This is a genomic window from Pseudomonas sp. TWR3-1-1 (assembly GCF_049896545.1).
GTDB lineage: Bacteria > Pseudomonadota > Gammaproteobacteria > Pseudomonadales > Pseudomonadaceae > Aquipseudomonas > Aquipseudomonas weihenstephanensis.
In genome coordinates this window covers 230,391-251,646 of the sequence record NZ_JAFCUO010000005.1, presented here as the reverse complement: position 1 = coordinate 251,646, position 21,256 = coordinate 230,391, and the positions used below count along the sequence as shown (strand labels likewise).

21 protein-coding genes are annotated in these 21,256 nt (G+C 57.0%); 9 read left to right on the top strand and 12 right to left on the bottom strand.

Features of this window, described 5'->3' with window-relative positions; all coding sequences use genetic code 11:
- Position 1 precedes the first annotated feature (1 nt).
- Entirely contained in the window at positions 2-1,201 is a 1,200-nt protein-coding gene (locus ACP7A4_RS13790) for a methionine gamma-lyase (RefSeq protein ID WP_426247409.1), read from the bottom strand.
- 124 nt (positions 1,202-1,325) lie between these two features.
- Here ACP7A4_RS13790 and ACP7A4_RS13785 point away from each other — a divergent pair, with 124 nt between their 5' ends.
- Complete coding sequence (locus ACP7A4_RS13785) at positions 1,326-1,796, top strand: Lrp/AsnC family transcriptional regulator (protein ID WP_059763356.1); 471 nt, start codon at positions 1,326-1,328, stop codon at positions 1,794-1,796.
- 12 nt (positions 1,797-1,808) lie between these two features.
- Here ACP7A4_RS13785 and ACP7A4_RS13780 read toward each other — a convergent pair whose 3' ends face one another.
- Positions 1,809-2,261 carry a hypothetical protein gene (locus ACP7A4_RS13780; RefSeq protein ID WP_059763355.1) on the bottom strand — a complete coding sequence of 151 codons (453 nt, stop codon included), beginning with the start codon at positions 2,259-2,261 and terminating at the stop codon, positions 1,809-1,811.
- A 236-nt stretch (positions 2,262-2,497) separates the two neighbouring features.
- Between ACP7A4_RS13780 and ACP7A4_RS13775 the strand changes: the two genes are divergently transcribed.
- Both ACP7A4_RS13775 and ACP7A4_RS13770 read left to right on the top strand, forming a co-directional pair.
- On the top strand, positions 2,498-3,181 hold the full coding sequence (locus ACP7A4_RS13775) for a glycoside hydrolase family 19 protein (RefSeq protein ID WP_426247407.1): 684 nt from the start codon (positions 2,498-2,500) through the stop codon (positions 3,179-3,181).
- Positions 3,182-3,314: 133 nt separating this feature from the next.
- Entirely contained in the window at positions 3,315-3,848 is a 534-nt protein-coding gene (locus tag ACP7A4_RS13770; protein ID WP_426247405.1) for a DUF3087 family protein, read from the top strand.
- A 73-nt stretch (positions 3,849-3,921) separates the two neighbouring features.
- Here ACP7A4_RS13770 and ppnN read toward each other — a convergent pair whose 3' ends face one another.
- Positions 3,922-5,295 (bottom strand): nucleotide 5'-monophosphate nucleosidase PpnN, encoded by a 1,374-nt coding sequence (gene ppnN, locus ACP7A4_RS13765; RefSeq protein WP_048365044.1) that lies wholly within the window; start codon positions 5,293-5,295, stop codon positions 3,922-3,924.
- Positions 5,296-5,581: 286 nt separating this feature from the next.
- On the opposite strand from ppnN, the gene ACP7A4_RS13760 reads away from it, so the two are divergent.
- The gene (locus ACP7A4_RS13760; protein ID WP_059763352.1) at positions 5,582-5,902 is read left to right on the top strand and encodes a YbjQ family protein; all 321 of its coding nucleotides are present in this window, start codon (positions 5,582-5,584) and stop codon (positions 5,900-5,902) included.
- 62 nt (positions 5,903-5,964) lie between these two features.
- Positions 5,965-6,381 (top strand): Ivy family c-type lysozyme inhibitor, encoded by a 417-nt coding sequence (locus ACP7A4_RS13755; protein ID WP_059763351.1) that lies wholly within the window; start codon positions 5,965-5,967, stop codon positions 6,379-6,381.
- Positions 6,382-6,455: 74 nt separating this feature from the next.
- Here ACP7A4_RS13755 and ACP7A4_RS13750 read toward each other — a convergent pair whose 3' ends face one another.
- Complete coding sequence (locus tag ACP7A4_RS13750; protein ID WP_059763350.1) at positions 6,456-6,989, bottom strand: DUF1269 domain-containing protein; 534 nt, start codon at positions 6,987-6,989, stop codon at positions 6,456-6,458.
- Between the two features lie 300 nt (positions 6,990-7,289).
- Positions 7,290-7,481, bottom strand: a complete 192-nt coding sequence (csrA, locus tag ACP7A4_RS13745; protein WP_048365041.1) for a carbon storage regulator CsrA — start codon at positions 7,479-7,481, stop codon at positions 7,290-7,292.
- A gap of 252 nt (positions 7,482-7,733) precedes the next feature.
- Between csrA and ACP7A4_RS13740 the strand changes: the two genes are divergently transcribed.
- Positions 7,734-8,093, top strand: coding sequence for a hypothetical protein (locus tag ACP7A4_RS13740; protein WP_048365040.1), 360 nt, complete (start codon positions 7,734-7,736; stop codon positions 8,091-8,093).
- Between the two features lie 104 nt (positions 8,094-8,197).
- Here the strand turns inward: ACP7A4_RS13740 and ACP7A4_RS13735 are convergent, their stop codons facing one another.
- From ACP7A4_RS13735 to ACP7A4_RS13725, 3 genes are read right to left on the bottom strand one after another with little or no spacing between them, the layout of a single operon-like run.
- Positions 8,198-9,613 (bottom strand): efflux transporter outer membrane subunit, encoded by a 1,416-nt coding sequence (locus tag ACP7A4_RS13735; RefSeq protein ID WP_203302530.1) that lies wholly within the window; start codon positions 9,611-9,613, stop codon positions 8,198-8,200.
- Entirely contained in the window at positions 9,597-10,760 is a 1,164-nt protein-coding gene (locus tag ACP7A4_RS13730; RefSeq protein ID WP_203302531.1) for an efflux RND transporter periplasmic adaptor subunit, read from the bottom strand. Before ACP7A4_RS13730 ends, ACP7A4_RS13735 begins: the two co-directional genes overlap by 17 nt.
- Positions 10,753-13,971: an efflux RND transporter permease subunit gene (locus tag ACP7A4_RS13725; RefSeq protein WP_426247400.1), complete on the bottom strand. Its 3,219-nt coding sequence runs from the start codon at positions 13,969-13,971 to the stop codon at positions 10,753-10,755. Before ACP7A4_RS13725 ends, ACP7A4_RS13730 begins: the two co-directional genes overlap by 8 nt.
- A gap of 225 nt (positions 13,972-14,196) precedes the next feature.
- Between ACP7A4_RS13725 and ACP7A4_RS13720 the strand changes: the two genes are divergently transcribed.
- Entirely contained in the window at positions 14,197-14,607 is a 411-nt protein-coding gene (locus tag ACP7A4_RS13720; protein WP_203302533.1) for a hypothetical protein, read from the top strand.
- Positions 14,608-14,645: 38 nt separating this feature from the next.
- Here ACP7A4_RS13720 and mapR read toward each other — a convergent pair whose 3' ends face one another.
- Together mapR and ccoG are read right to left on the bottom strand one after the other, a co-directional pair.
- Positions 14,646-16,055: a GntR family transcriptional regulator MpaR gene (mapR, locus tag ACP7A4_RS13715; RefSeq protein WP_059763345.1), complete on the bottom strand. Its 1,410-nt coding sequence runs from the start codon at positions 16,053-16,055 to the stop codon at positions 14,646-14,648.
- A 125-nt stretch (positions 16,056-16,180) separates the two neighbouring features.
- On the bottom strand, positions 16,181-17,602 hold the full coding sequence (gene ccoG, locus ACP7A4_RS13710) for a cytochrome c oxidase accessory protein CcoG (protein WP_059763344.1): 1,422 nt from the start codon (positions 17,600-17,602) through the stop codon (positions 16,181-16,183).
- Positions 17,603-17,968: 366 nt separating this feature from the next.
- On the opposite strand from ccoG, the gene ACP7A4_RS13705 reads away from it, so the two are divergent.
- Positions 17,969-18,511 carry a maltotransferase domain-containing protein gene (locus tag ACP7A4_RS13705; protein ID WP_426247536.1) on the top strand — a complete coding sequence of 181 codons (543 nt, stop codon included), beginning with the start codon at positions 17,969-17,971 and terminating at the stop codon, positions 18,509-18,511.
- Between the two features lie 55 nt (positions 18,512-18,566).
- Here ACP7A4_RS13705 and ACP7A4_RS13700 read toward each other — a convergent pair whose 3' ends face one another.
- Together ACP7A4_RS13700 and ACP7A4_RS13695 are read right to left on the bottom strand one after the other, a co-directional pair.
- Entirely contained in the window at positions 18,567-18,806 is a 240-nt protein-coding gene (locus ACP7A4_RS13700) for a DUF3203 family protein (RefSeq protein WP_059763342.1), read from the bottom strand.
- Between the two features lie 48 nt (positions 18,807-18,854).
- The gene (locus tag ACP7A4_RS13695; protein WP_203302534.1) at positions 18,855-19,025 is read right to left on the bottom strand and encodes a hypothetical protein; all 171 of its coding nucleotides are present in this window, start codon (positions 19,023-19,025) and stop codon (positions 18,855-18,857) included.
- Between the two features lie 228 nt (positions 19,026-19,253).
- Here ACP7A4_RS13695 and ACP7A4_RS13690 point away from each other — a divergent pair, with 228 nt between their 5' ends.
- Positions 19,254-21,248: a maltotransferase domain-containing protein gene (locus ACP7A4_RS13690; protein WP_426247397.1), complete on the top strand. Its 1,995-nt coding sequence runs from the start codon at positions 19,254-19,256 to the stop codon at positions 21,246-21,248.
- Positions 21,249-21,256: the final 8 nt, after the last annotated feature.

Here is a 21,256-nt window from a genome sequence, read left to right as displayed (position 1 = left end):
TTTATCTACAACGCTCCATGGCCTGATCAATATCGGCCAGTAAGTCCTCAACATCCTCCAGACCGATTGCCAATCGCACCAAGCCTTCAGAAATGTCGTGCCGGGCGCGTTCTTCTTGCGTGTAAGCCGAATGCGTCATGCTCGCGGGGTGCTGCGCCAGCGATTCGGCACCACCCAAACTGACAGCGCGGCTGATCAGCTGTAGCGCATTCATGAAGCGGCGGCCAGCCTCTAACCCTCCCTTGAGTTCGATAGCAATCATCCCGCCGGGTTTTTTCATTTGGCGCGAGGCCAATGCATTTTGCGCGAATGAAGGTAGACCGGGGTAAAACACTGACTCGACAGCCGGGTGGTTTTCCAGATACTGCGCAATCAGTTGAGCACTGCTGCAATGGCGATCCATGCGCAATGCCAGGGTCTTGAGTCCGCGCATCAGTAGATAAGCATCGTGGGGTGACAGCACCGCACCGGTCAGGTCCTTTAACCCTTGCAGACGAATGCGATTAGCCAGCTCTTGGCGTGCGACGACAATGCCGGCGGTGATGTCGCTGTGCCCACTCAGGTATTTGGTGGCCGAGTGCACGACGATATCGGCCCCCATTTCCAGTGGGCGCTGCAAGTACGGCGTGCAGTATGTATTGTCGATGACGACGGTGATGTCGGGATGGCTGTGTGCAAGGCTTGATACCGCAGCGATATCCACCAGCTGCATATTCGGATTGGCGGGTGTTTCAAAATAGATCATGCGGGTTGACGAGGTGATTGCAGCTTCAAGTTCTGCCAGGTTTGCCATGTCGACGTGTTTGACGTTGATCCCGAACTCACCAATGCCGTGATGCAACAGGGCAAATGTGCAGCCATAGAGTGTTCGGCTCACGATCAGTTCGTCACCGGGCCTCAGTAATGTCCAGAACGTAGTGGCAATAGCGCCCATGCCTGAGCTGAACGCTACGCCTGCCTCACCATTTTCAAGTGTGGCCAACCGCGATTCGAGCAAGGCCAGCGTAGGGTTGGAGATGCGCGTATAAAAATGCCCGCTTTCTTGCCCGGCAAAACAGGCAGCACCATATTCGGTGGACGCAAAGGCGAACGTGGAAGTGAGATAAATGGGAGGTATCAGGGCACCGTTATTCTCAAGCGCGTTGTAACCGTGATGGATCGCTCTTGTAGAAAAGCCGAACTCATTTTTTTTGTCGTTCATGCTGGACTCTCCGATATTTCCTACAATGCTATGCTCAAATTCAACGGTATAAATTCCAAATTGACGTAACGATTTGAGCATTCTTGGAACAAAAGCCAGCCACGATGATGTTTAGAGGCAAAGCATGCCCAGCGCCCTGGATAGAACCGACAAGGCCTTACTCGCCGCCCTGCAAAGTAATGCACGCTTAACCGTGGCGGAGCTGGCAGAGAGGGTTTCACTGACGACATCACCTTGCTGGAGACGCGTGAAGCATCTTGAAGAGCAAGGCCTGATTACGGGTTATCAAGCGATTCTTTCACCCAAGCAATTGGGCTACGGTGTCACGGCGTTTGTCAGTGTGATGATGGCTTCGCATTCGCAGGACATGGCCAGACATTTTGAACAGTGCTTACTGGATATTCCTGAAATTATTGCGTGTCACAACGTCTCGGGCCGTTATGATTTTTTATTGGAAGTAGTGGCCAAGGACCTTGAGTCATTCGGGGAGTTTACTCGGGAAGTGTTGCAGGCATTACCCGCAGTCAAAGAGATTTATTCGAGCTTTTCATTCAAGTCTGTAAAGCCCCAGCGTGTAATACCTGTTGCCCGCTGAGGCCAGCGCCATTTACTCGATCAAGAAGTCGACCTTGTAACTGTATGGGTAGTTCGGGGTGCGCCGGGTGATGCTTGAACTGCATCGCCTGTTCGATGAAGGGGTGCATTTAATGCTGTGGTCCCAGTAATAATTTATTTTGGGTGATTGGTAGTACAGCCGTTTTTCATAGGCGTAAGAAAAGCACGTTTCGAAATGGATGATGTGTTCATTCAGCGCGTAAGAAAAGCGCGCTTCGAAAATTGATTTCTTGACGTCATAGTCGATTAATATGTCGCCTCGCAAGTGCGGGGCTGCCTGGAATTGGACGGCATCTACGCGAACTTCAAGATCACTGTCACTCAGCCTGGGTGGAAATGAACCTGCAAACGCATTGTGTGTAGCTGAAATAAAGTCAAGGGACTGGCCTGACGTATTAATGAAGCGCATGTCGATATACATCGTATCAAGCTGTGGATTGGCCATTATCAAGTTCCTTCTTGGGGATGGCAGCGTTCAATTTACCCACGCTGCGTGGGCGCGCGAGGCATGTTAAGGCTTAAGTTTTTATGCGTCTGTAAGGAACTTAGTCCAGGGGCGTTAGGGGCGATTGTCGGTAATGTCCAAGAAGTAAGTAGGGGATGTCTAATAAGGGTTTATGTGCGCCTGCTAAAAGGCATAGAGTGCTTCACTTTTAATTTAAATAATTAAGAGGTGGTCTTATGTTGACCCGTGAAGTCATGTTGCAGTTGTTCCCGAAAAGTAGGCCGTTCATAGATGATTATTTCCCCGCTGTACAAGAGGTGACGGCTCAGCGCTTGATCGATACTCCTCGTCGTTTAGCGGCTTTTCTAGCGCAGGTGGGTCATGAAAGTGCCGGTTTCACACTGCTTTTAGAGAGTCTGAACTACAGTGCGGCAGGTCTCGCCGCTACATGGGGCTCGCGATTCGCTGAAAAGAATTCAGCCGGTCAGTACATCACTGTCATGGAGGGTGGTCGTGCACGTCGAGTCCCCAACAGTGAAGCGCAAAAGCTGCACCGCAGACCTGAAGCCATTGCCAACAGGGTCTACAGCGACCGCCTGGGTAATGGCACCGAAGACTCAGGAGAGGGCTGGCTGTATCGCGGCAGGGGGCTGATTCAAATGACCGGCAAACTCAATTATCGACAGTGCAGCCTGGGTTTGTTTTGCGATGAGCGACTCATCGCAACGCCACACTTATTGGAGCAATGGCGCTGGGCCGTTGAGTCGGCGGGGTGGTATTGGCATTCGCGCAATATAAACGTTCTGGCAGACGGTGATGATTTCGAGCAGGTGACCAAAGCGGTTAATGGTGGGCTCAATGGTCACGCGCAGCGCGTCGCGTTGTATCAGCAGGCGCAGGGCTTGTTAGGCACTGTTTAGCAGGCGTTATCGGGCCAAGACGGAGCAAATTGAGGCACTGGCGCGGATACGTGCGAGAGGTTGAAGGCAAAGTGCCTTTATCAGGCCATAATGCCGGGCATCTCACTCACTTTGCAGGAGCCATATAGCCGTGATGTTTGAAATAAAACCGATGAACCCGGACGTTTATCGTCAGCAAACCCGACGCAGTACGCTGTATATCGCGCTGATTTTTGCGTTGCTGGCGCTGTTGGTGTCCGGAGTGGCGGTGATGGTGGCGGGTGAGCCTGGAGGCGATAATTTTCGCTTGAACCTGGCGGGCGTGATTGCGGCATTGATCGTGACCATCGTGCTGGTGCGCTATGTGTTTTGGTCACAGCCGTGGATGGCGCAGGCGGTGTACGGCTGGCAGCTCAAGCGCAGCTTGATGCGGGTAACCAATGTCATGCATTACGTGACGGCCGGCGTAATGGCAGGAGATGTCAGCGCCCTGAAGCTGTTGCGGTTTTATCACTTGGGAATTACCCAAATGTACCAACTGGACGCTAATTCCAGTGCGTTGAGCCAGATGGTAAAGGAGATCGATTTGCATAAAACGCGGTTGCAAGCGTTGGGCATTGAAACCGAACAGACTCGTCTGGACCCTGCCTGGCTTGAGGCGGTAAAAAAGTTCACCCCCATGAAGTGAGTGTGAATGGCCAGCCAGGCAGTGGAGGCGCTGTAATGCGCCCCTTACCTGGCAAGCCCGCAGGGGCTGAGGGTTAGCTCACCACCCGATAACACGGCACATACGCTGCGCCGCCTGGCAGCTTCATGCGGTGTTGTTCGACAAACGCTTGTAGCAGTTTATCCAGCGGTTTCATCACGGCGGCGTCGCCATGGATCTCGTAGGGACCGTGCTGCTCGATCAGATGAATGCCTTTTTCTTTTACGTTACCGGCCACAATCCCGGAGAACGCCTGACGCAAATTAATCGCCAGTTCGTGGGGTGGCAAGTCGCGGCGCAATTGCAGGCTGGCCATGTTGGCGTGCGTGGGATCGAACGGGCGCTGAAAACCTTCGTCAATTTTCAACAGCCAATTGAAGTGGAAGGCGTCATTGCGTTCGCGACGGAACTGTTTGACGGCCTTGAGCCCTGTGGTCATATGGCGGGCCACTTCGGCCGGATTGTCGATGATGATCTGGTAATGCGTCTGTGCGGTTGCACCCAGCGTAGCGCCGACAAATTCATGCAGTTGTTGCAGGTACGGCTCGGCTTCTTTAGGGCCGGTCAAAATCACCGGGAACGGTATGTCGCGGTTGTCCGGGTGCATCAAGATTCCGAGCAAATACAGAAACTCTTCGGCCGTACCTGCGCCGCCAGGAAAAATGATGATGCCGTGGCCCACCCGTACAAACGCTTCAAGGCGTTTTTCGATGTCAGGCAAAATCACCAGCTCGTTGACGATAGGGTTGGGGGCTTCAGCGGCAATGATGCCAGGCTCGGTCAGCCCCAAGTAGCGCCCGCCAGTTAAGCGTTGCTTGGCGTGGGAAATCGTTGCGCCTTTCATCGGCCCCTTCATGACGCCTGGCCCGCAACCGGTGCAGATGTCGAGAAGGCGCAACCCCAGCTCGTGTCCGACCTTTTTGGTGTACTTGTACTCTTCGGTGTTGATCGAGTGGCCACCCCAGCACACCACGATTTTGGGCTCGACCCCTGGGCGCAAGGTGCGCGCATTGCGCAGCAGGTGGAACACGTAGTCGGTGATACCGGCTGAGTGGCTCAGGTCCATGCGCGGGCTGTCCAGCCCACTTTGGGTGTAAACAATGTCGCGCAAGGCGCTGAACAGCATTTCACGTGTGCTGGCGATCATTTCACCATCAACAAACGCATCGGCGGGCGCATTGAGCAACTCAAGACGTACCCCCCGGTCTTGTTGATGGATGCGTACGTCGAAGTCTTTGTAGGCCTCAAGGATGGTTTTGGCATTGTCGACGTGGGCCCCGGTATTGAGGATGGCCAGCACGCATTGACGGAACAGTGTGTAACTGCTGCCTGAGCCGACTTCACTCAGTTGTTGCACTTCACGTTGCGATAAAGTCTCCAGGCTGCCTTTGGGGCTGACCGAAGCATTGATGACGTGTCTTTGGACCATGGATGACTTCCTTGAGCGGGTCGAAAAATTGCCTGATGCAGCGCGAACATTCATATCAGCCGGGTGCATCTTAAGTGCAAGAGGTTCGAATTCTTGCGGCGATGGGTGGAGATCCTGACTTAAAGGTCGCTAATCACCGGCCGGGCACTACAGTAACACCGCAGACTCATAAGAGCAGAGCGGTGCAATTGGACACAGGTGAACTCAATCGCCGCGGCTGTGTCTGAGGTAACCTGCCGCTCAGTGAGGGCAGGTGTTTGACCTCGAGTGTCATAAGGAAGTTTTAATGATTATTACCACGACCAACCGTATTGAAGGTCGCCAGATTACTGAATATCTGGGTGTGGTCAGTGCCGAGTCGGTTCACGGCATTAATTTTGTGCGGGATTTTTTCACCGGCATGCGCGACTTTTTTGGTGGGCGCTCGCAAACGCTGGAGCGCGCGCTTAAAGAGGCACGCGCCGAGGTGACGGCTGAAATTCGTGAGCGGGCGGGTGCGTTGCGCGCGGATGCCGTCGTTGGGGTGAATTTTGAAATCAGCATGCCGTCAGGGCGTGGTGGCATGTTGGTGGTATTTGCAACGGGTACTGCCGTGCGATTGAACTGAGGCTCGACTGAGCCGATCGCAATCATCAAGAAGTGGTGTTTTTATCAAAAGGAGCGTTCTCGATGAGTCAATTATTAAGCCGCGTGGTATTGGGTTTGGCGCTGGCGGGTTTCGCGGTTGGCGTGTCTGCTGAAAACCGGTTGCCGGACTTGACGACCCAGGCGCCGTACAAAAAAGCCTATGCAGCCATGTTGGCTTATCCCGATTGGGTGAGCACGGGGCAGGGTACGGCGGCACCGGTTGAAAAGGTGGTGGTGGACGGTAAAACTTACACGGTTGGCCAGATGTGCAAACCTCATGACTGCGCAGACAACCAACTCAATGTGGTGTTCAGCCCTGATGCAAAACACGCGTGGGGGCTATTGTCAGTTCGCGCAGAGAATGCCGAGGAGTTTGACCAGCAATACCTTGGCATGCCGGATGAAACGATCAAAAAGCTGCTGAAAAAATCTTTTGCAGACAACAATCCAACGGATTGAGGTGTTGCTAAAAAGCTCGACCGCCCTGGAGGCGGTCGACTGTTGTGTGCTCTGCAAGCCCTTACAGGGCAGGCTTAAGCCGATTTGTTCAGGTCAGTTTTGGACAGTGCATCCTGAAGCTTTTGTTCTTGCTCGGGCGACAGGGAGGTGCGCAATACTTTGCCTTTGAAGTTTGAGTCTTCAAGTTCTTTCAAGACTTTTTCTGGCTGAAATTTACGCAATAACACGAACAACGCCGAGGAGTTGTTCGGGATGGTTTCGCTCAGCGACTTGATGAAGTCGTCGTCAATCCCGTAATCGCTCAACGATCCTGACAGTGCGCCGGTGCCAGCACCCAAGGCGCCGCCGATGGCAAAGCCTGCCAGCGGGTTGAGAAACAACAGTCCCACCAGCGCCCCCCAAAGCCCCCCTGTAACCAGACCCGAGGTTGCGCCCAGTGCGGTCAAATTGACGCTTTGCTTGATATGAACCTTGCCTTCTTCGTTGCGTACAACAATGACGGCGTCTTCCAGTTCGACCAAATGCTCTTTACTCAGTGACACCATCTTGGTCAAGGCGCGGTCAGCTTTCTCGGTATCGTCAAATCCCACTACGATCAAATCAGACATGTCTTTCATTCCTTGACTGTACAGTTCAAGCCCGCAAAGGGCTGAACACAAAAGTTGGCCTCAAGGCGTGACTGCATAATTAACACCTTGTTACACAGCGAGTCAGGTTGAGCACAGACGCTGCGAGCAATGAGCGTGGTCGCAGACATTGAAACCGTCAAGTCGATCGGCGGTTCAGTTTGTCGCAGGGGAGGGGGAACTGCGGGGGGTAGGGTGTTTGCCAGCAAGCACAATCAATAAGAGGAGGGCTGGCTGAGCAGCCCTGACGCTCACTCCAAGGGCTGATACCTCGGAGTTTTATTACTGGTCGTTCTTGTCTGATGCTGTCAAACCGGCCTGAATGCGCTGGTAGATTTCTTCACGGTGGACGGCGACATCTTTCGGTGCATTGATGCCGATCCGGACCTGTTGGCCGCTGACACCTAAAATAGTGATCGTAATATCGTCACCGATGTTTATGCTTTCACCAACTTTGCGGGTGAGTATCAGCATTTTTTTCTCCTTGATGGCTTTGTAAGGCACGTCTCTGAGACGGTGCGGCTTCGGTCATGGCTACAGAATACTGCTAAGTGCATATAAATGCGCCGCTCATTACAGACGTCATAGCCACAGGGTTAATTCCCTGTGCGAGGGAAACTCTCGCGTATGAGCCTTAGATAAGGGCGGATTGGATTTGTTCAAGGAGAGCAAAGGCCGCTGCCCCAGTGATAAAATCGACCCACTCAAACAGATAGGGGAAACGCAGTGCGTAAAGTCATCGTGATGACAGCAATATTGGCCTTGACGGCTTGCGGTCAGGAGTCTAACGATAAAATTCAACGGGCTAAAGCTGCTTCTGAAACATCGACGGTTCAAGCGCCCATTGCCCAATGGGCGGTTGAAGTGAAATTGGGTAAAACTCAGGCACTCAGTGATCTGACGGCAAGACTGCTTGAGCATGGTTTCAGCTCTTATATTTATGTGGATGAAGGTGTTCAGCATGTGCTGTTGGGCCCGTTCAACACGCAAGAACAGGCCCAGGAGAAGCTGACGCGGCTAACCACCAAGCTCGACAATCTTGAAGCCGCAGTGATTGAACTGCCCCCTGGCAAACCGGCCCATTAAGCAGTCAAAGCGGCGTTAGCTGCCTAAGCGTAGCGCCAACCGGCGCTATTGGAGGGGTTTGGAGCATTTTTTTTGCGTGCAAGCGCTGGCAGCAGCATCCACTGTCACAGGGTTCCCCACCCACCGCCCAGCGATGTCAGCAACTGCACGCTGGCCTGCAATTGCCGGGTACGCAGTGTTTGTACCTGGCGTTGTGCCTGCAATGCAGCCGTTTGTGCGCTCACCACATCCAGATAATTCACGGCGCCAGCCTCGTAACTGTGGGTGGCCAAGCTTTGAGTCTGTTGAGCGGCATGGGCAGCGGCTTGCTCGTCAAGGCTTTGCAGATGCAAGTCGCGCAACTGGGCCAGACTGTCTTCGACTTCACGCACGGCGCGCAACACCTGGCTGCGGTAATGAGCGCTGGCCTCCTCAAATTCAGCTTTGGCCTGGCGTTCCTGTGCATCCAGTCGGCCGCCGTCAAAAATGGGCAGATTCATCAAAGGCCCCAACGCCCAAAAGCGATTGCTCGCCGCCAACACATTGCCGCTGCCTTGGGTTTGCCCGCCGATCAGCCCGCTCAAGCTGAAATCCGGGTACCAGGCCGCTTTCGCCACCCCAATCGCGGCATTGGCCGCAAACACTCGGCGCTCAGCTGCCGCAATATCAGGTCGGCGCTGTAACAACGTACTGGGCAGAGTGGCAGGTTGCGTGGGCACAGTGAGGCTGCCTTCGCTGGCGGCCAGGTGAAAGTCGCTTGCGGGTTGGCCCACCAGCTCGCCGATCGCATGTTCGGCCAGATTACGCTGCCCACGGACATCGTCCAGTTGCGCCCGCGCCTGCGCCAGTTGGCTTTGGGCGCGCGTCAGATCAAGTTCTGACGCTATCTGGCCCTGATAACGGTCGCGGGTCAGCTGCAAGGCCTGGCGGTAATCTTCCAGAGAACGGGTCAGAATCTGCTGTTGCGCATCCAGCCCGTCGAGCTGGACGTAGAGGATGGCCAATTGGCGCTGGAGACTCAGGCGCGCCACAGCCAGATCATCAGCCGAGGCCTGCGCCTGAGCATCGCCTGCTGCCACTTGGTTGCGGATTTTGCCCCACAGATCGAGATCAAAATTGAGTGCAAACCCGGCCGTCAAGCTGTTGTACACCGAGGGTTGAGTCGTCCCGCGTAGTGGGCGGTTGTCTGATTGACGCTGACGAAGGGGTTGAGCGCTGGCGGTTAATTGCGGGAACAACCCGGCATGCAACTGGCTGGCGTAAGCCTGTGAGGCATCCACATGCGCCAGCGCCGCTGCAAGGTCCGGGTTGGCTGTGAGTAATTGTTGTTGCAGTGTGTTCAACCGCGGGTCCTGGTACGCCTGCCACCATTGCTCGGGCACATGATCGGCGGGCTGCGCGCTGTGCCACGGGCCGTCGCTGTTTTGTTCGCGGTAATGCGCGGGCAGGTCGATTGAGGGGGCGGTATAAGCCGGTGCCAACGAGCAGCCCTGTAGCGCCGTAACCAGCAGCAATAACGCGCATTTAAGCCTTGGCTGCATGGGAGGCTCCTGTGTCCGCGAGTTTCACCGCATCACCCTCGCGCAGGGCGTCAGGCGGGTTGTCGATGACGGTGTCCGCAGGTTTGAGCCCTTGGTCAATGACCAACCGGTCGCCTAAATCCAGGCCAATGTGGATGTTTTGCAAATGCACATGGTGGGCGCTGTCGAGGAGGGCGACCTGAGTGCCCTGGGCGCGAAAGATCAGGGCGCTGGCCGCAATACTGACGCCGTGGGTATCGGCCGGGATCGCTAACACGGCTTCGGCGTAATCGCCGGGCATCAGCGCATCATCAGGATTGAGCGCGACAAACTGTGCCATCAGCGTGCCCGAACGCCGGTCAATCGAGGTTGAGTTACCGATCAACCTGGCGCTAAAGGTTTGGCCCGGGTGCTCCGGCACACTGAGCTGCACATGCATGCCCGGGCGGATCACACTGGCGTAGTTTTGCGGCACCGGCACGTAAAGGCGCAGTTGGTGGGTGTCGGCGATGTCAAACAGCTGCGTGTCGCTGTCGGTGTCAGCTTTGATCAATTGGCCAATGTCGGTATGGCGCGCGGTGATGGTGCCTGCGAAAGGCGCACGGATGGTTTTGTAGGCTTCAAGTGTCAAAAGACGTGCGTAATCGGCTTGGGCTGCCTGCGCATTGGCTTTGGCCGCGGCGGCATTCGATTGTTTCTCGTCGGCCTCCTGACGCGACACCGAGTGCGAAGCCAACAGGTTTTGCCAGCGTGTGGCGGTGGTGGCCGCCAGTGAAGCGTTGGCTTGCTCCTGCGCCTTATGGGCGCGGGCCTGCGCCAGTTGCTGGTCCAGATCAGGGCTGTCGATCAGGGCCAACACCTGACCGGCTTGCACCTTGCTGCCAATGTCGGTTTGCCAGCTGTGCAGATAGCCGCTCACCCGTGCATGAATCGGCGCCTTGCTCCACGCCTCCAAATGAGCGGGCAAACGCAGCGTGTCGCCGTGCGCGTTTTGCAGCGGCTGAAACACACTCACCACGGGCAACGCGGCCGCGTCAGTCCAGTGGGCCACCGCCTGTTCATGGCGGCTGCGGGCCGCCAGCCCGTTAGCCACCAGTAAGGCGGCCAGCGAGAGGCCGCCGATACCCAGTACCATTAAGCGCTTGCGTGACGGTGTTTGATTAGACATGGGTTGTTTCTCCAGCAGCAGCGCGGATTTCTTTGCGCCCGTGCACCAGGCTGAACACCACGGGCACGAACAGCAGGGTGGCGACGGTGGCCAGCATCAGACCGCCAATCACGGCGCGTCCGAGCGGGGCGTTCTGTTCTTCTGAAAGGGCCAGCGGCAACATCCCGATCATCATTGCCAATGCGGTCATGCACACCGGCCGAAAGCGTGTGTAGCCCGCTTCAAGCGCGGCCTTGAGCGCGTCGCCATGCTCGGCCAGACGTTCGCGACAGAAGCTCACCACCAGAATCGAGTTGGCCGTGGCCACCCCCATGCACAAGATGGCACCGGTCAAGGCCGGGACCGACAGCGAGGTGGCGCTCAAGAACAGCATCCACACGATCCCGGCCAGAGCCGCAGGCAGCGCAGTGATGATCACAAACGGGTCGACCCAGGACTGGAAGTTGACCACGATCAGCAGGTAAATCAGCACCACGGCGCCAAGCAAACCAAAGCTCAGGCCGCTGAACGCCTCGTGCAAGGCATCGATTTGTCCATGCAAACTGATGATCGCGCCTTTGGGGCGCAGGTCGGCGGCGCCATCAATGACCTTTTGCACATCAGCGGCCACTGATCCCAGGTCGCGGCCCTGAATGTTGGCGTACAGGTCCAGCGTCGGCTGAATGTTGTAGTGGGTGATGACCGCCGGGCTTTGCACGCGGCTGATCGTGGCCAGCCCGCCGAGAATTTGTGACTGGCCGTTACTGCCCGTCACCGGCAGCGCTTCCAGGGCAGGCATGCTGTCCAGACGATATTGCGGCGTGGCTGCCACTACGCCGTAAGACACGCCGTTTTGCGGGTTGAGCCAGAAGGTTGGCGCAACTTGAGAGCTGCCGGCCAGCGACGCGACCATGCTATTGGTTACATCACGCTCGGTAATGCCCAGGCCATTGGCGCGCTGACGATCCACATTGACCTGCAACGACGGGTAACCCACCGACTGTTGGATACGCAGGTCGGCAATTCCCGGCACATGTTGCAAGCGGCGCTGCAACTCCAGCGCATACGCCCGGTTGGCGACGTCATCGCGCCCGCAGATTTTCACGTCAAGCGGGGCGGGTGAGCCAAAGTTAAGAATCTGGCTACTGATATCCGCAGGCATAAAGGCGAACTGGCTGCCGGGGAAGCTTTCGGGCAGGGCTTCACGCAATTGCTTGACGTAATCGGCAGTCGGAGCGTGTTTGGCGTTGAGCGTGATTTGAATATCGCCATCCTGCGGGCCGATGGTGCCGCTGCTGCTGTAGGCCATGTCGATACCGCTCAACGGAATCCCGATGTTATCGATGATGCTGTCCAGTTGATCAGCCGGGATGATTTCGCGAATCCGCGATTCGATCCGGTCGAAGGCGGCAGCGCTTTCTTCAATGCGCGTACCCAGCGGCAAGCGCACGTGCAGCGCCAGCGCCCCCGCATCGGTGGCGGGGAAAAAGTCCTGACCCAAGCTTGGCAGCAGCGCAAACGAGGCCAGCACACAAGCCATGAACCCCAGCAAAAAGCGTTTGCGATGGGCCAGTGTCAGCTCCAGCACAGCGTAATAAGCATCACGCACCGCCGAAAAACGGCGCTCGAAACCTTGCTGGAAATTCAACAGCGCCTGCACCGGTGCCGAATGCTTTTTGCTGTGCTGATCGCCCTCGTGATGGTTGATGTAGCCATCTTCCGGATGCTGCCCAGCGCCTTGTTCCGGCACGTGGGGTTTGAGCAGAAACATCGCCAGGGTCGGCACCAGCGTGCGCGACAGGATGAACGAGCTGCCCATCGCGAAAATCACTGCCAAGGCCATCGGCCGGAACAGATACCCGGCAATCCCCTGCAACATGAACATCGGCACAAACACGATGCAGATACACAGCAGCGACACAAACGCCGGGCCGACAATCTGCGCAGCCCCATCGAGAATCGCATCGCGCACCGACTTGCCTTGCTCCAGATGCCAGTTGATGTTCTCGATAGTCACCGTCGCATCATCGACCAATATCCCCACCGCCAACGCCAGACCGCCGAGGGTCATGACGTTCAGGGTCTGGCCACTGAGGGCCAGCAGGGCAATCGCCGAGAGCACCGCCAGCGGGATCGACACCGCAATAATCAGCGTCGAACGCCAACTGCCGAGAAACAGCAGAATCATCGCGCTGGTCAATAACGCGGCAATGATGCCTTCTTGCGCCACGCTGCCCACCGACTGTTTAACGAACACCGAAGCGTCGCCCAACAGCGTGGTCTTGAGGGAGGGCGGCAGGGTTTCATTGATGCGCGGCAACATCGCGCGAATGCCGTCGACAATTGAAAGTGTCGAAATGTTGCCGTTTTTCAAGGCCGGCATCAGCACGGCGCGATGACCATCCACGCGCACGATATTGGTTTGTGGCGGCGAACCATCACGCACATGCGCCACTTGGCCAATGGTGATCAGTGCGCCATTTACGGTTTTGATCGGCAACGCGTTGAGTTCGTCGATGGCTTTGGGGCTGTTGTTGAGCATCACCGTGTATTCATAGGTGCCGAGCTTGACGGTCCCTACCGGGATGATCTGGTTTTGCGCCGCCAGCGCATTGCCCACGTCTTGTGCCGACAGCCCTTTGGCTGCCAGCGCTTGCGGATCAAGGTCAAGGGTGATCTGGCGCTGCTTGCCCCCCATCGGCGTCGGCATGGCGAGGCCGGGCAGGGCGCTCAGGGGCAAGCGGATGTTGTTCTGCACCAAATCGCGAATGTGCGCTTCGGAGAGCGTAGGGCTGGAGAAGGCCAACTGTAATATCGGGACGGTGGAGGCGCTGTAATTGAGAATCAGCGGGGGCGTAATGCCGGGCGGCATTTGTTTGAGTACGGTTTGTGACACGGCTGTCACTTGCGCGTTGGCGGTACGAATATCGACCCCAGGCTGAAAGAAAATTTTCACGATGCCCATGCCGGGCAATGACTGCGACTCGATGTGCTCGATGTCATTGACCGTGGTGCTGAGCGAGCGCTCATAGGTGTAAATCACCCGGCCCGCCATGTCGGCGGGCGCCAGGCCGGTGTACTGCCACACCACAGCGACCACGGGAATGCCAATGTCCGGGAACACATCCGTGGGCGTACGCACGGCGGCCAACGGCCCAATGATGCAGATGAAAATCGCCAACACGATAAACGTGTAGGGCTTGTGCAGTGCGGTCTTTACCAGCCCGAGCATGCCTGAACCTCCGAGGAGTGGAATTGCAAACCCCGGCAGTCTTGCTGTTGGCACCTAACGATCAGCTTTCAGTAACGTGAAGGATCCTTTAGGTAAGGGCTGAAAATCCCTTCACTTTCATTCATTTGGCGCGGTACGCGATGGCCGCCAAGCTTACGACCTATTCGACGGGTCGGGGTTGAGCCTGTCGCACTTTTTGAATGCTCTTTGCGAGGCTCGTCTGCGATGACTGTTAAACCGCTGCTTTTGATTCCCTCCCTGAGTCTGGTTCTGTTGCTATCGGCCTGCGCGGGGCCGATGCCCAAGCAAGACCCGGCTCAAGCCTGGATCGGCCTGAAAGAAGAAGGCACCAGCGACCTGATGGCCGAACGGGTGGACGGGAAAAACACCCGTGACGGCCGTTATTTTGAAGTGACGCCAGGTGCCCATCGGCTGGACGTGACCCTGTACGAGGGCGCGACCGGCGACCAGAATCAGGTGGATTGCCAAGGCGATGTGCAATACAAGGCGTTCAAGGCGGGGGAGCATTACCAACTGATCGAGTCGAGCCTGGGGCCTGAAATCAGTGCGGCGCTGGTGGACTCATCCGGCAAGGAAGTCGCCCATACGGCCGACTTCACCTGCATGCCGGGGTAATACACAGCCCTCGGCGACGGCGTGTCTGGCGTATGGGATTAAAACGAGCGCACGATTTTGCCCAGGGTTTCCATCGCTTTCTCGCTCGCCTCATCCCACGGGCTGCCGTAATTGAGGCGGATGCAGTTTCGAAAGCGCTGGGTGGCCGAGAAAATCGGCCCTGGCGCAATGCTGATACCTTGCGCCAAGGCCATTTGAAACAGCTTGAGCGAGTCCATTTGCTCAGGCAGCTCCAGCCACAGAAAGTAGCCGCCGCTGGGATGGCTGACCCGGGTTTGGGCCGGAAAGTAGCGTGCAATCGCGGCCAGCATGGCGTTTTGCTGGCCTTCCAGTGCATCGCGCAATTTGCGCAAATGACGGTCGTAACCGCCGTGTTGCAGGTAATCGGCGATGGCGGCTTGCGCGGGCATCGAGGCGCACAGCGACGTCATCAGTTTGAGGCGCTCCACTTTTTGCGCGTACCGGCCCGCCGCCACCCAACCCACGCGATAACCCGGGGCCAGGCTTTTGGCAAATGAGCCGCAGTGCATCACCAGACCTTCGGTATCAAAGGCTTTGGCCGGTTTCGGCGCGTGTTGGCCGTAATACAGTTCGGCGTACACGTCGTCTTCAATCAGCGGCACTTGATGGGTGCGCAGCAGTTCGACCAATGCCTGCTTTTTAGCTTCGGGCATGCTGGCGCCAATCGGGTTCTGGAAGTTGGTCATGCACCACACGGCTTTGATCGGGTGACGCTCAAGGGTTTGCGCCAGCACCCCCAGATCAATGCCATCACGCGGGTGCACAGGGATTTCCACCGCTTTGAGTTTGAGCCGCTCCAGCACTTGCAAACAGGCATAAAACGCCGGGGCTTCAATGGCCACCAGGTCCCCTGGCTCTGTGACAGCTTGCAAGCACAGGTTCAAGGCTTCCAGCGCGCCATTGGTGATCAGCAGTTCTTCCATTGGCAGCATCAGCCCGCCGACCATGTAGCGCAGGGCTATTTGGCGCCGCAGTTGCGGGTTGCCCGGCGACATGTCGGTCACCACCATGCGGGGGTCCATTTCGCGGCTGGCGGTGGCCATCGAGCGGGCCAGACGTTGCAACGGGAAGAGTGTCGGGCTGGGGAACGCTGAGCCGAAGGGCACCGTGTGCGGGTCTTTGATCGAGTCCAGCACGGAGAACACCAGCGCGCTGACATCGACCTCGGTGGACTCGGTGACGTGGCTGCTAAAGACCGGTTCGCTGAACGGGCTGGGCGTGTGCGCGTTGACGAAATACCCCGAACGCGGTTTGGCACGGATCAGGCCTCGGCGTTCGAGCAGGTAATAGGCTTGAAAAACCGTCGAAGGGCTGACGCCGTAGGTTTGGCTGGCATAGCGCACTGAGGGGACACGTTGTCCGGGGCCGAGCACCCCGCAGCGGATCAGCTCAGCAATATCGTCGGCAAATTTTTCGTAGCGTTTCATGTAGGCAATGCTCGGTCCGGCGTTATTCAGGGAAATTCAGAAGGGGCACTGTACCCGTAGCGGCTGGCGAAGGCTGCGTCCGATTGCGCAACCTTGCGCTAGCGGACACACCCTCGGCACTCGGGTCAACGATTGAGCGGCGCCACAAAGCGGCTATCGGCTACCGCGCGGATGCCAGGTTCGTCCGTATCGGTGATCACAAACGTGATGGTTTGCGAACTGCTGGTCGGGCGATCTGCCAGCAGGGCGACGGACACGGGTACGTCAGTCATTTCACCGGGGGCCAGCGTCAGCTCGGTTTTACCTTGTAACTGATAACCTTCGCCGTCTTTGAGTGACACCCGATAGTGCTGCGCCTGCTGAGTTTTGTTGATGATTTTGAGGCTGTAGATGTTTTCGATCTGGCCTTGGCTGTTTTCGCGGAACAGGCCCCGGTCCTTGATCACATCCATTGAGACCATGCTGCGCTGATTCAGTGCAAAGACCAGTGCGCCGATCATCACCAGCAGGACGATGGCGTAGCCGATCAGGCGTGGACGCAGTAGATGCGTCTTGCCGCCTTGCAATTCATGCTCGGAGGTATAGCGCACCAGCCCACGGGCATAGCCCATTTTGTCCATCACCGAATCACAGGCGTCGATACACGCCGCGCAGCCGATGCACTCCATCTGCAAGCCGTCGCGGATGTCGATGCCGGTCGGGCACACTTGCACGCACATATGGCAATCGATGCAGTCACCCAGCCCTGCCTGTTTTGGCTCAACCCCGCGTTTACGCGGCCCACGGCTTTCGCCACGCGCCACATCATAGGAGATGGCGAGGGTGTCTTTATCGAACATCACGCTCTGGAACCGCGCATAAGGGCACATGTGCATGCACACGGCTTCGCGCAGCCACCCGGCATTGATGTACGTGGCGCCGGTGAAAAACAGCACCCAGAACAAACTGACGCCAGCCATCTCCAGGGTCAGCAGCTCGGTTGCCAGGGGCCGGATCGGGGTAAAGTAGCCGACAAAAGTCAGCGCCGTCATGACACTGATGGCCATCCATAGCGCGTGTTTAGCGGTGCGGCGCGCAATTTTGTTCAAGCGCCACGGGGCTGCTTGCAGCTTGATTCGCTGATTTCTGTCGCCTTCTGTTATCTTCTCGCACCACATAAACAGCCAGGTCCAGGTGCTTTGTGGGCACGTATAACCGCACCACACCCGCCCCGCAAACACCGTGATCGCGAACAGACCGAAGGCTGCGATGATCAACAGGGCCGAAAGCAGGATGAAATCCTGAGGCCAGAATGTGGCACCAAAAATATGGAACTTACTTTCAGACAAGTCCCACAAAACGGCTTGGCGACCGTCCCAGTTAAGCCAGACAGTGCCGAAGAACAGCAAGAACAGAAAGCCTGCGCCGGCTAATCGAAGCGTGCGGAACAGCCCGGTAAAACTGCGGGTATGGATCAGGTTGTCGCTGGACTTGTTTTTATGTTTTGCGGCTCTAGGTCGAGAAGCCTCAAAGGATTCAAGTATCTGGACGGGTATTTGTTCGCTCATGGTCTTTCGCTCATCAGCCTCCATCAGGCCTGTGCACTATGACCAGCGAACTGTTTGCATAACAGACTCAGCTATCCGATTAAAAACCGTATCAGATGCTTTTGTGAGGAACCTGCGACAACTTGCTGCACCCCATGATGTTCAAGGATTTATTGGGGATTGGCTTGTAACTCATCAAGGCTTGGAAGATCCTGATCGGGATCAAGGAAATAAGCGACTCACTTGAGAATGGAGCTCCAGTTTTAACCCGGTGGGCACGCATTCAAATAAGTTGGTTGGGAGATACGTTTAATGGCTGCTGGAGCGAGGTTTGAGCCAGATTCAGATGCAGGAGGGCCAGCTTCAAGTCATGAGCTGCCTTTGATTGTGATCGAAGGCACGATGCCGGTGATTGGCCAGGGCCATAAGCCGGCCAAAGTGGTTGCAGGACAGTTGCTCAATATCAGCAGTCGCGTTTTTTGCCTGACTAGCGGGCCCTTGGCAGTGATTGTTCGTTGGCGGCATGTGGACAGCAGTGACGGTGAAAGCCTCTACATGCATACGCTGGGAGACCGGGTCTGGAATGGGCAAATCCGTATAGAAAAACCGGGTTTGCATGTGTTTTGCATTGATGCCTGGATTGATCGATATGCAGGCTTGTGCCTGGCCCTGGAAAGGGCCATGCAAAGGGGGGAATCACCAGAGGGCCTGATCGAGGACGCGTTGTCGCAGATTTTGCAGACGCTTGAGTTTTGTGATGTTGAGCGCCAGCAGCCTTTGATCGAGCTTTATCAGCAGCTGGCTATTCTGGTGGGGCATGAGCAAATCGCGCTGTTGATGGATGAAAGCACCCAGGTGCAGATGCGTGACGTTCAGCAACGAACGTGCCTGGTGTTAAGCCCCGAATACCCGTTGTACGTTACCCACTGAGCACCGCCATGAGCACCCATGGCCGGGTGCTCATGGACTCACGCAAAGGTCTGATTCAAATCGGTGAGCCGTCCGTGGTGGCATGCAACATGACTCTTCGATCGTGGGCGCCCGCCGCCACCAGCGCTTGCGCCTCTTCTTCGGTTATGGCTATGCGCCTGCCTGCTACTAACGCTTGGGACAGGTGCGACGGGTCATCGTTAAACACTTCAATGCGACTCAGTGGCACCTGTTGCGCGTCTTCAGCAGAGGCAAACGTACAGGTGTGATGTAGCACGTCGATTTCAATGCTCATGAGCGGTTTCCTTATGTGAGGCCCACGGCGTCGTGGAGCCGCTGCGGGCTAAATTGACTGATTTGCTTTGATTGGCGGCGTTTCGCTGGGCGGATCACCCTGAGGGACCGGGTCTTTGAGTGGCGGGTCTTCTTCGGGGACCGGCTGCGGCTCACCGGGTGGTAAAACCGGGTCGTCAATGTTCGGGTCGGGAGTTTCGGCTGGGATAGGGATGCTCATCGCCAAGACCTCGTAGTTGTTATGAACAAGGCGCAATAAGCGCCGGGCTTCTTGAGGTTGACCTTCACACCGGCCAAAAAAATCCCGCGTCGCGACCAACGGAGGAGTGCAAATCAGTCTGAACTTTTAAACCGTCGTTGCCTCCCAACCTACGTGACCGGCGCCACTGCCGGAATGTGCTGTGAAACGACACACGTGAGCGTCCAAGGGCGTGAGGAGTGATGCTCGATGACTGCTGATTTCCCGGATTCTGATTCCACGGCTGTTTTGCCGTTGACCCATGCGCTGTTACTGCCGCGCATCGCTATTGAGAGCACATCCCCGGTGTTGGAGGGCGGTCAGTTTGCGGTCAAGGCGACCGTCGGCCAGCAGGTCAACGTCAGCAGTACCGTGTTTGTCGATGGTTACGATCAACTGGCCGTGAGGCTGCACTGGCGCAAAGCCGATCACGACGCATGGCGGACCACGCCCATGCAGTATCTGGGCAACGACAGGTGGGCCGGGCATTTCGAGGTGCCCGAGCCTGGCCGCTATGTGTTTTGTATTGAAGCCTGGGTCGATCACTTCGCCAGTTTTTGCCATGAGCTGGATAACAAGCATCAAGCGGGCGTGCCGGTGAGTCTTGAGCTTCAACAAGGTCGGGTGCGGGTGCAGCATGCAATCGAGCGCAGCACGGGCGAGCTTCAGCAACAGTTGCAGGCATTGCTGCGCGAACTCTCAGGGTTGCTTGAGACCGAACAAGTGGCCTTGTTCCTTCATGAAGGCAGCGCTCAGTTGATGGCGCAGGCGCAATATCACGCCTATGTCAGCCTCAGCCCTGAGTACCCGGTAGAGGTGGAACGGCACTTGGCTGCGTTTGCCAGCTGGTACGAACTGTTCCCGCGCTCAGTCACCGATGACCCGGCCGGTTACGGCACGTTCAATGATGTGCATGCCCGCTTGCCAATGATTCACGACATGGGCTTTGACGTGGTGGCTTTGCCGGCCATTCATCCCATCGACCAGCACCACCGCGCAGGACCGGACCATTCACTGCAAGCAGGCCCTGATGAACCGGGCAAACCGTCTGCCAATGGCCGCGAGGAGAGCGGGCAGGCGGTGATTCACCCGCAATGGGGTACGCGGGATGATTTTCGCCGGTTGGTCGCGGCCGCTGCGGCACAGGGGCTTGAAGTTGCTCTGGACTTCGCCGTGCAATGCTCCCAAGACCACCCCTGGCTCGCGCAGCACCCTGAGGGGTTCAACTGGCCCCCCGACGGCACGATCCGTCGTGCCCAGAACCCGTCCCGAAAGTATCCGGACAGCGTCAACGTTGATTTCTATGCCCCGCACGCGATCCCCGGTCTTTGGCTTGAACTGCGCGCAACGGTGCTGGACTGGGTCGATGAGGGGGTCACGCTGTTTCGGGTAACCAACCCGCACACCCAGCCCCTGCCGTTCTGGCAGTGGTTGATCGCCGAGGTCAGAGGGCTGCACCCCGATGTGATCTTTTTAGCGCAGGCGTGCACCACCCCCGCGATGATGGCGCGGCTGGGCAAGGTCGGCTATTCGCAGAGCTACACCTATTTGTGCTGGCGTCATACCAAGGCCGAGCTGTGCGAGTACTTCACCGAACTCAACCAAAGCCCGTGGCGAGAATGCTTTCGCCCGCATTTTTTCGTCGATACCCCGCACATCAGTGCGCAGTGTTCTCTGGCATCTCGCCGCGCGGGGTTCCTTATTCGGGCCGCGCTCGCAACGATGGGGTCTGGCCTGTGGGGCATGTACTCGGGGTTTGAACGGTGCGAGGCCCAAGCCTTGCCGGGCAATAACGAGTGTCCGGACTGCGGCATGTCCCCAATCGAGTCTTGCGACCTCAGCGCGCCGGGCGACATCGTGGCTGAAATTGCCCAGCTCAACCGGATTCGTCGGCAAAACCCGGCCTTGCATAGCCACTTGGGCCTCAGGCTGTACAACGCCTGGAATGATCACCTGCTGTATTTCGGCAAACGCACTGCCGATGGCAGCAATTTTGTGTTGGTTGTGATCAATCTCGATCCGCATAACGCCCAAGAGGCGCATTTTGAATTACCCCTGTGGGAGATGGGCCTGGCCGATGACGCCGCCACCGCTGGCGAAGACCTGATGACGGGGCATCGCTGGACCTGGTACGGCAAACATCAGTGGACGCGGCTTGATCCCTCGCAGCAGCCGTTCGGTATCTGGCGCATCAAACCTCTTTAACCCGGCCT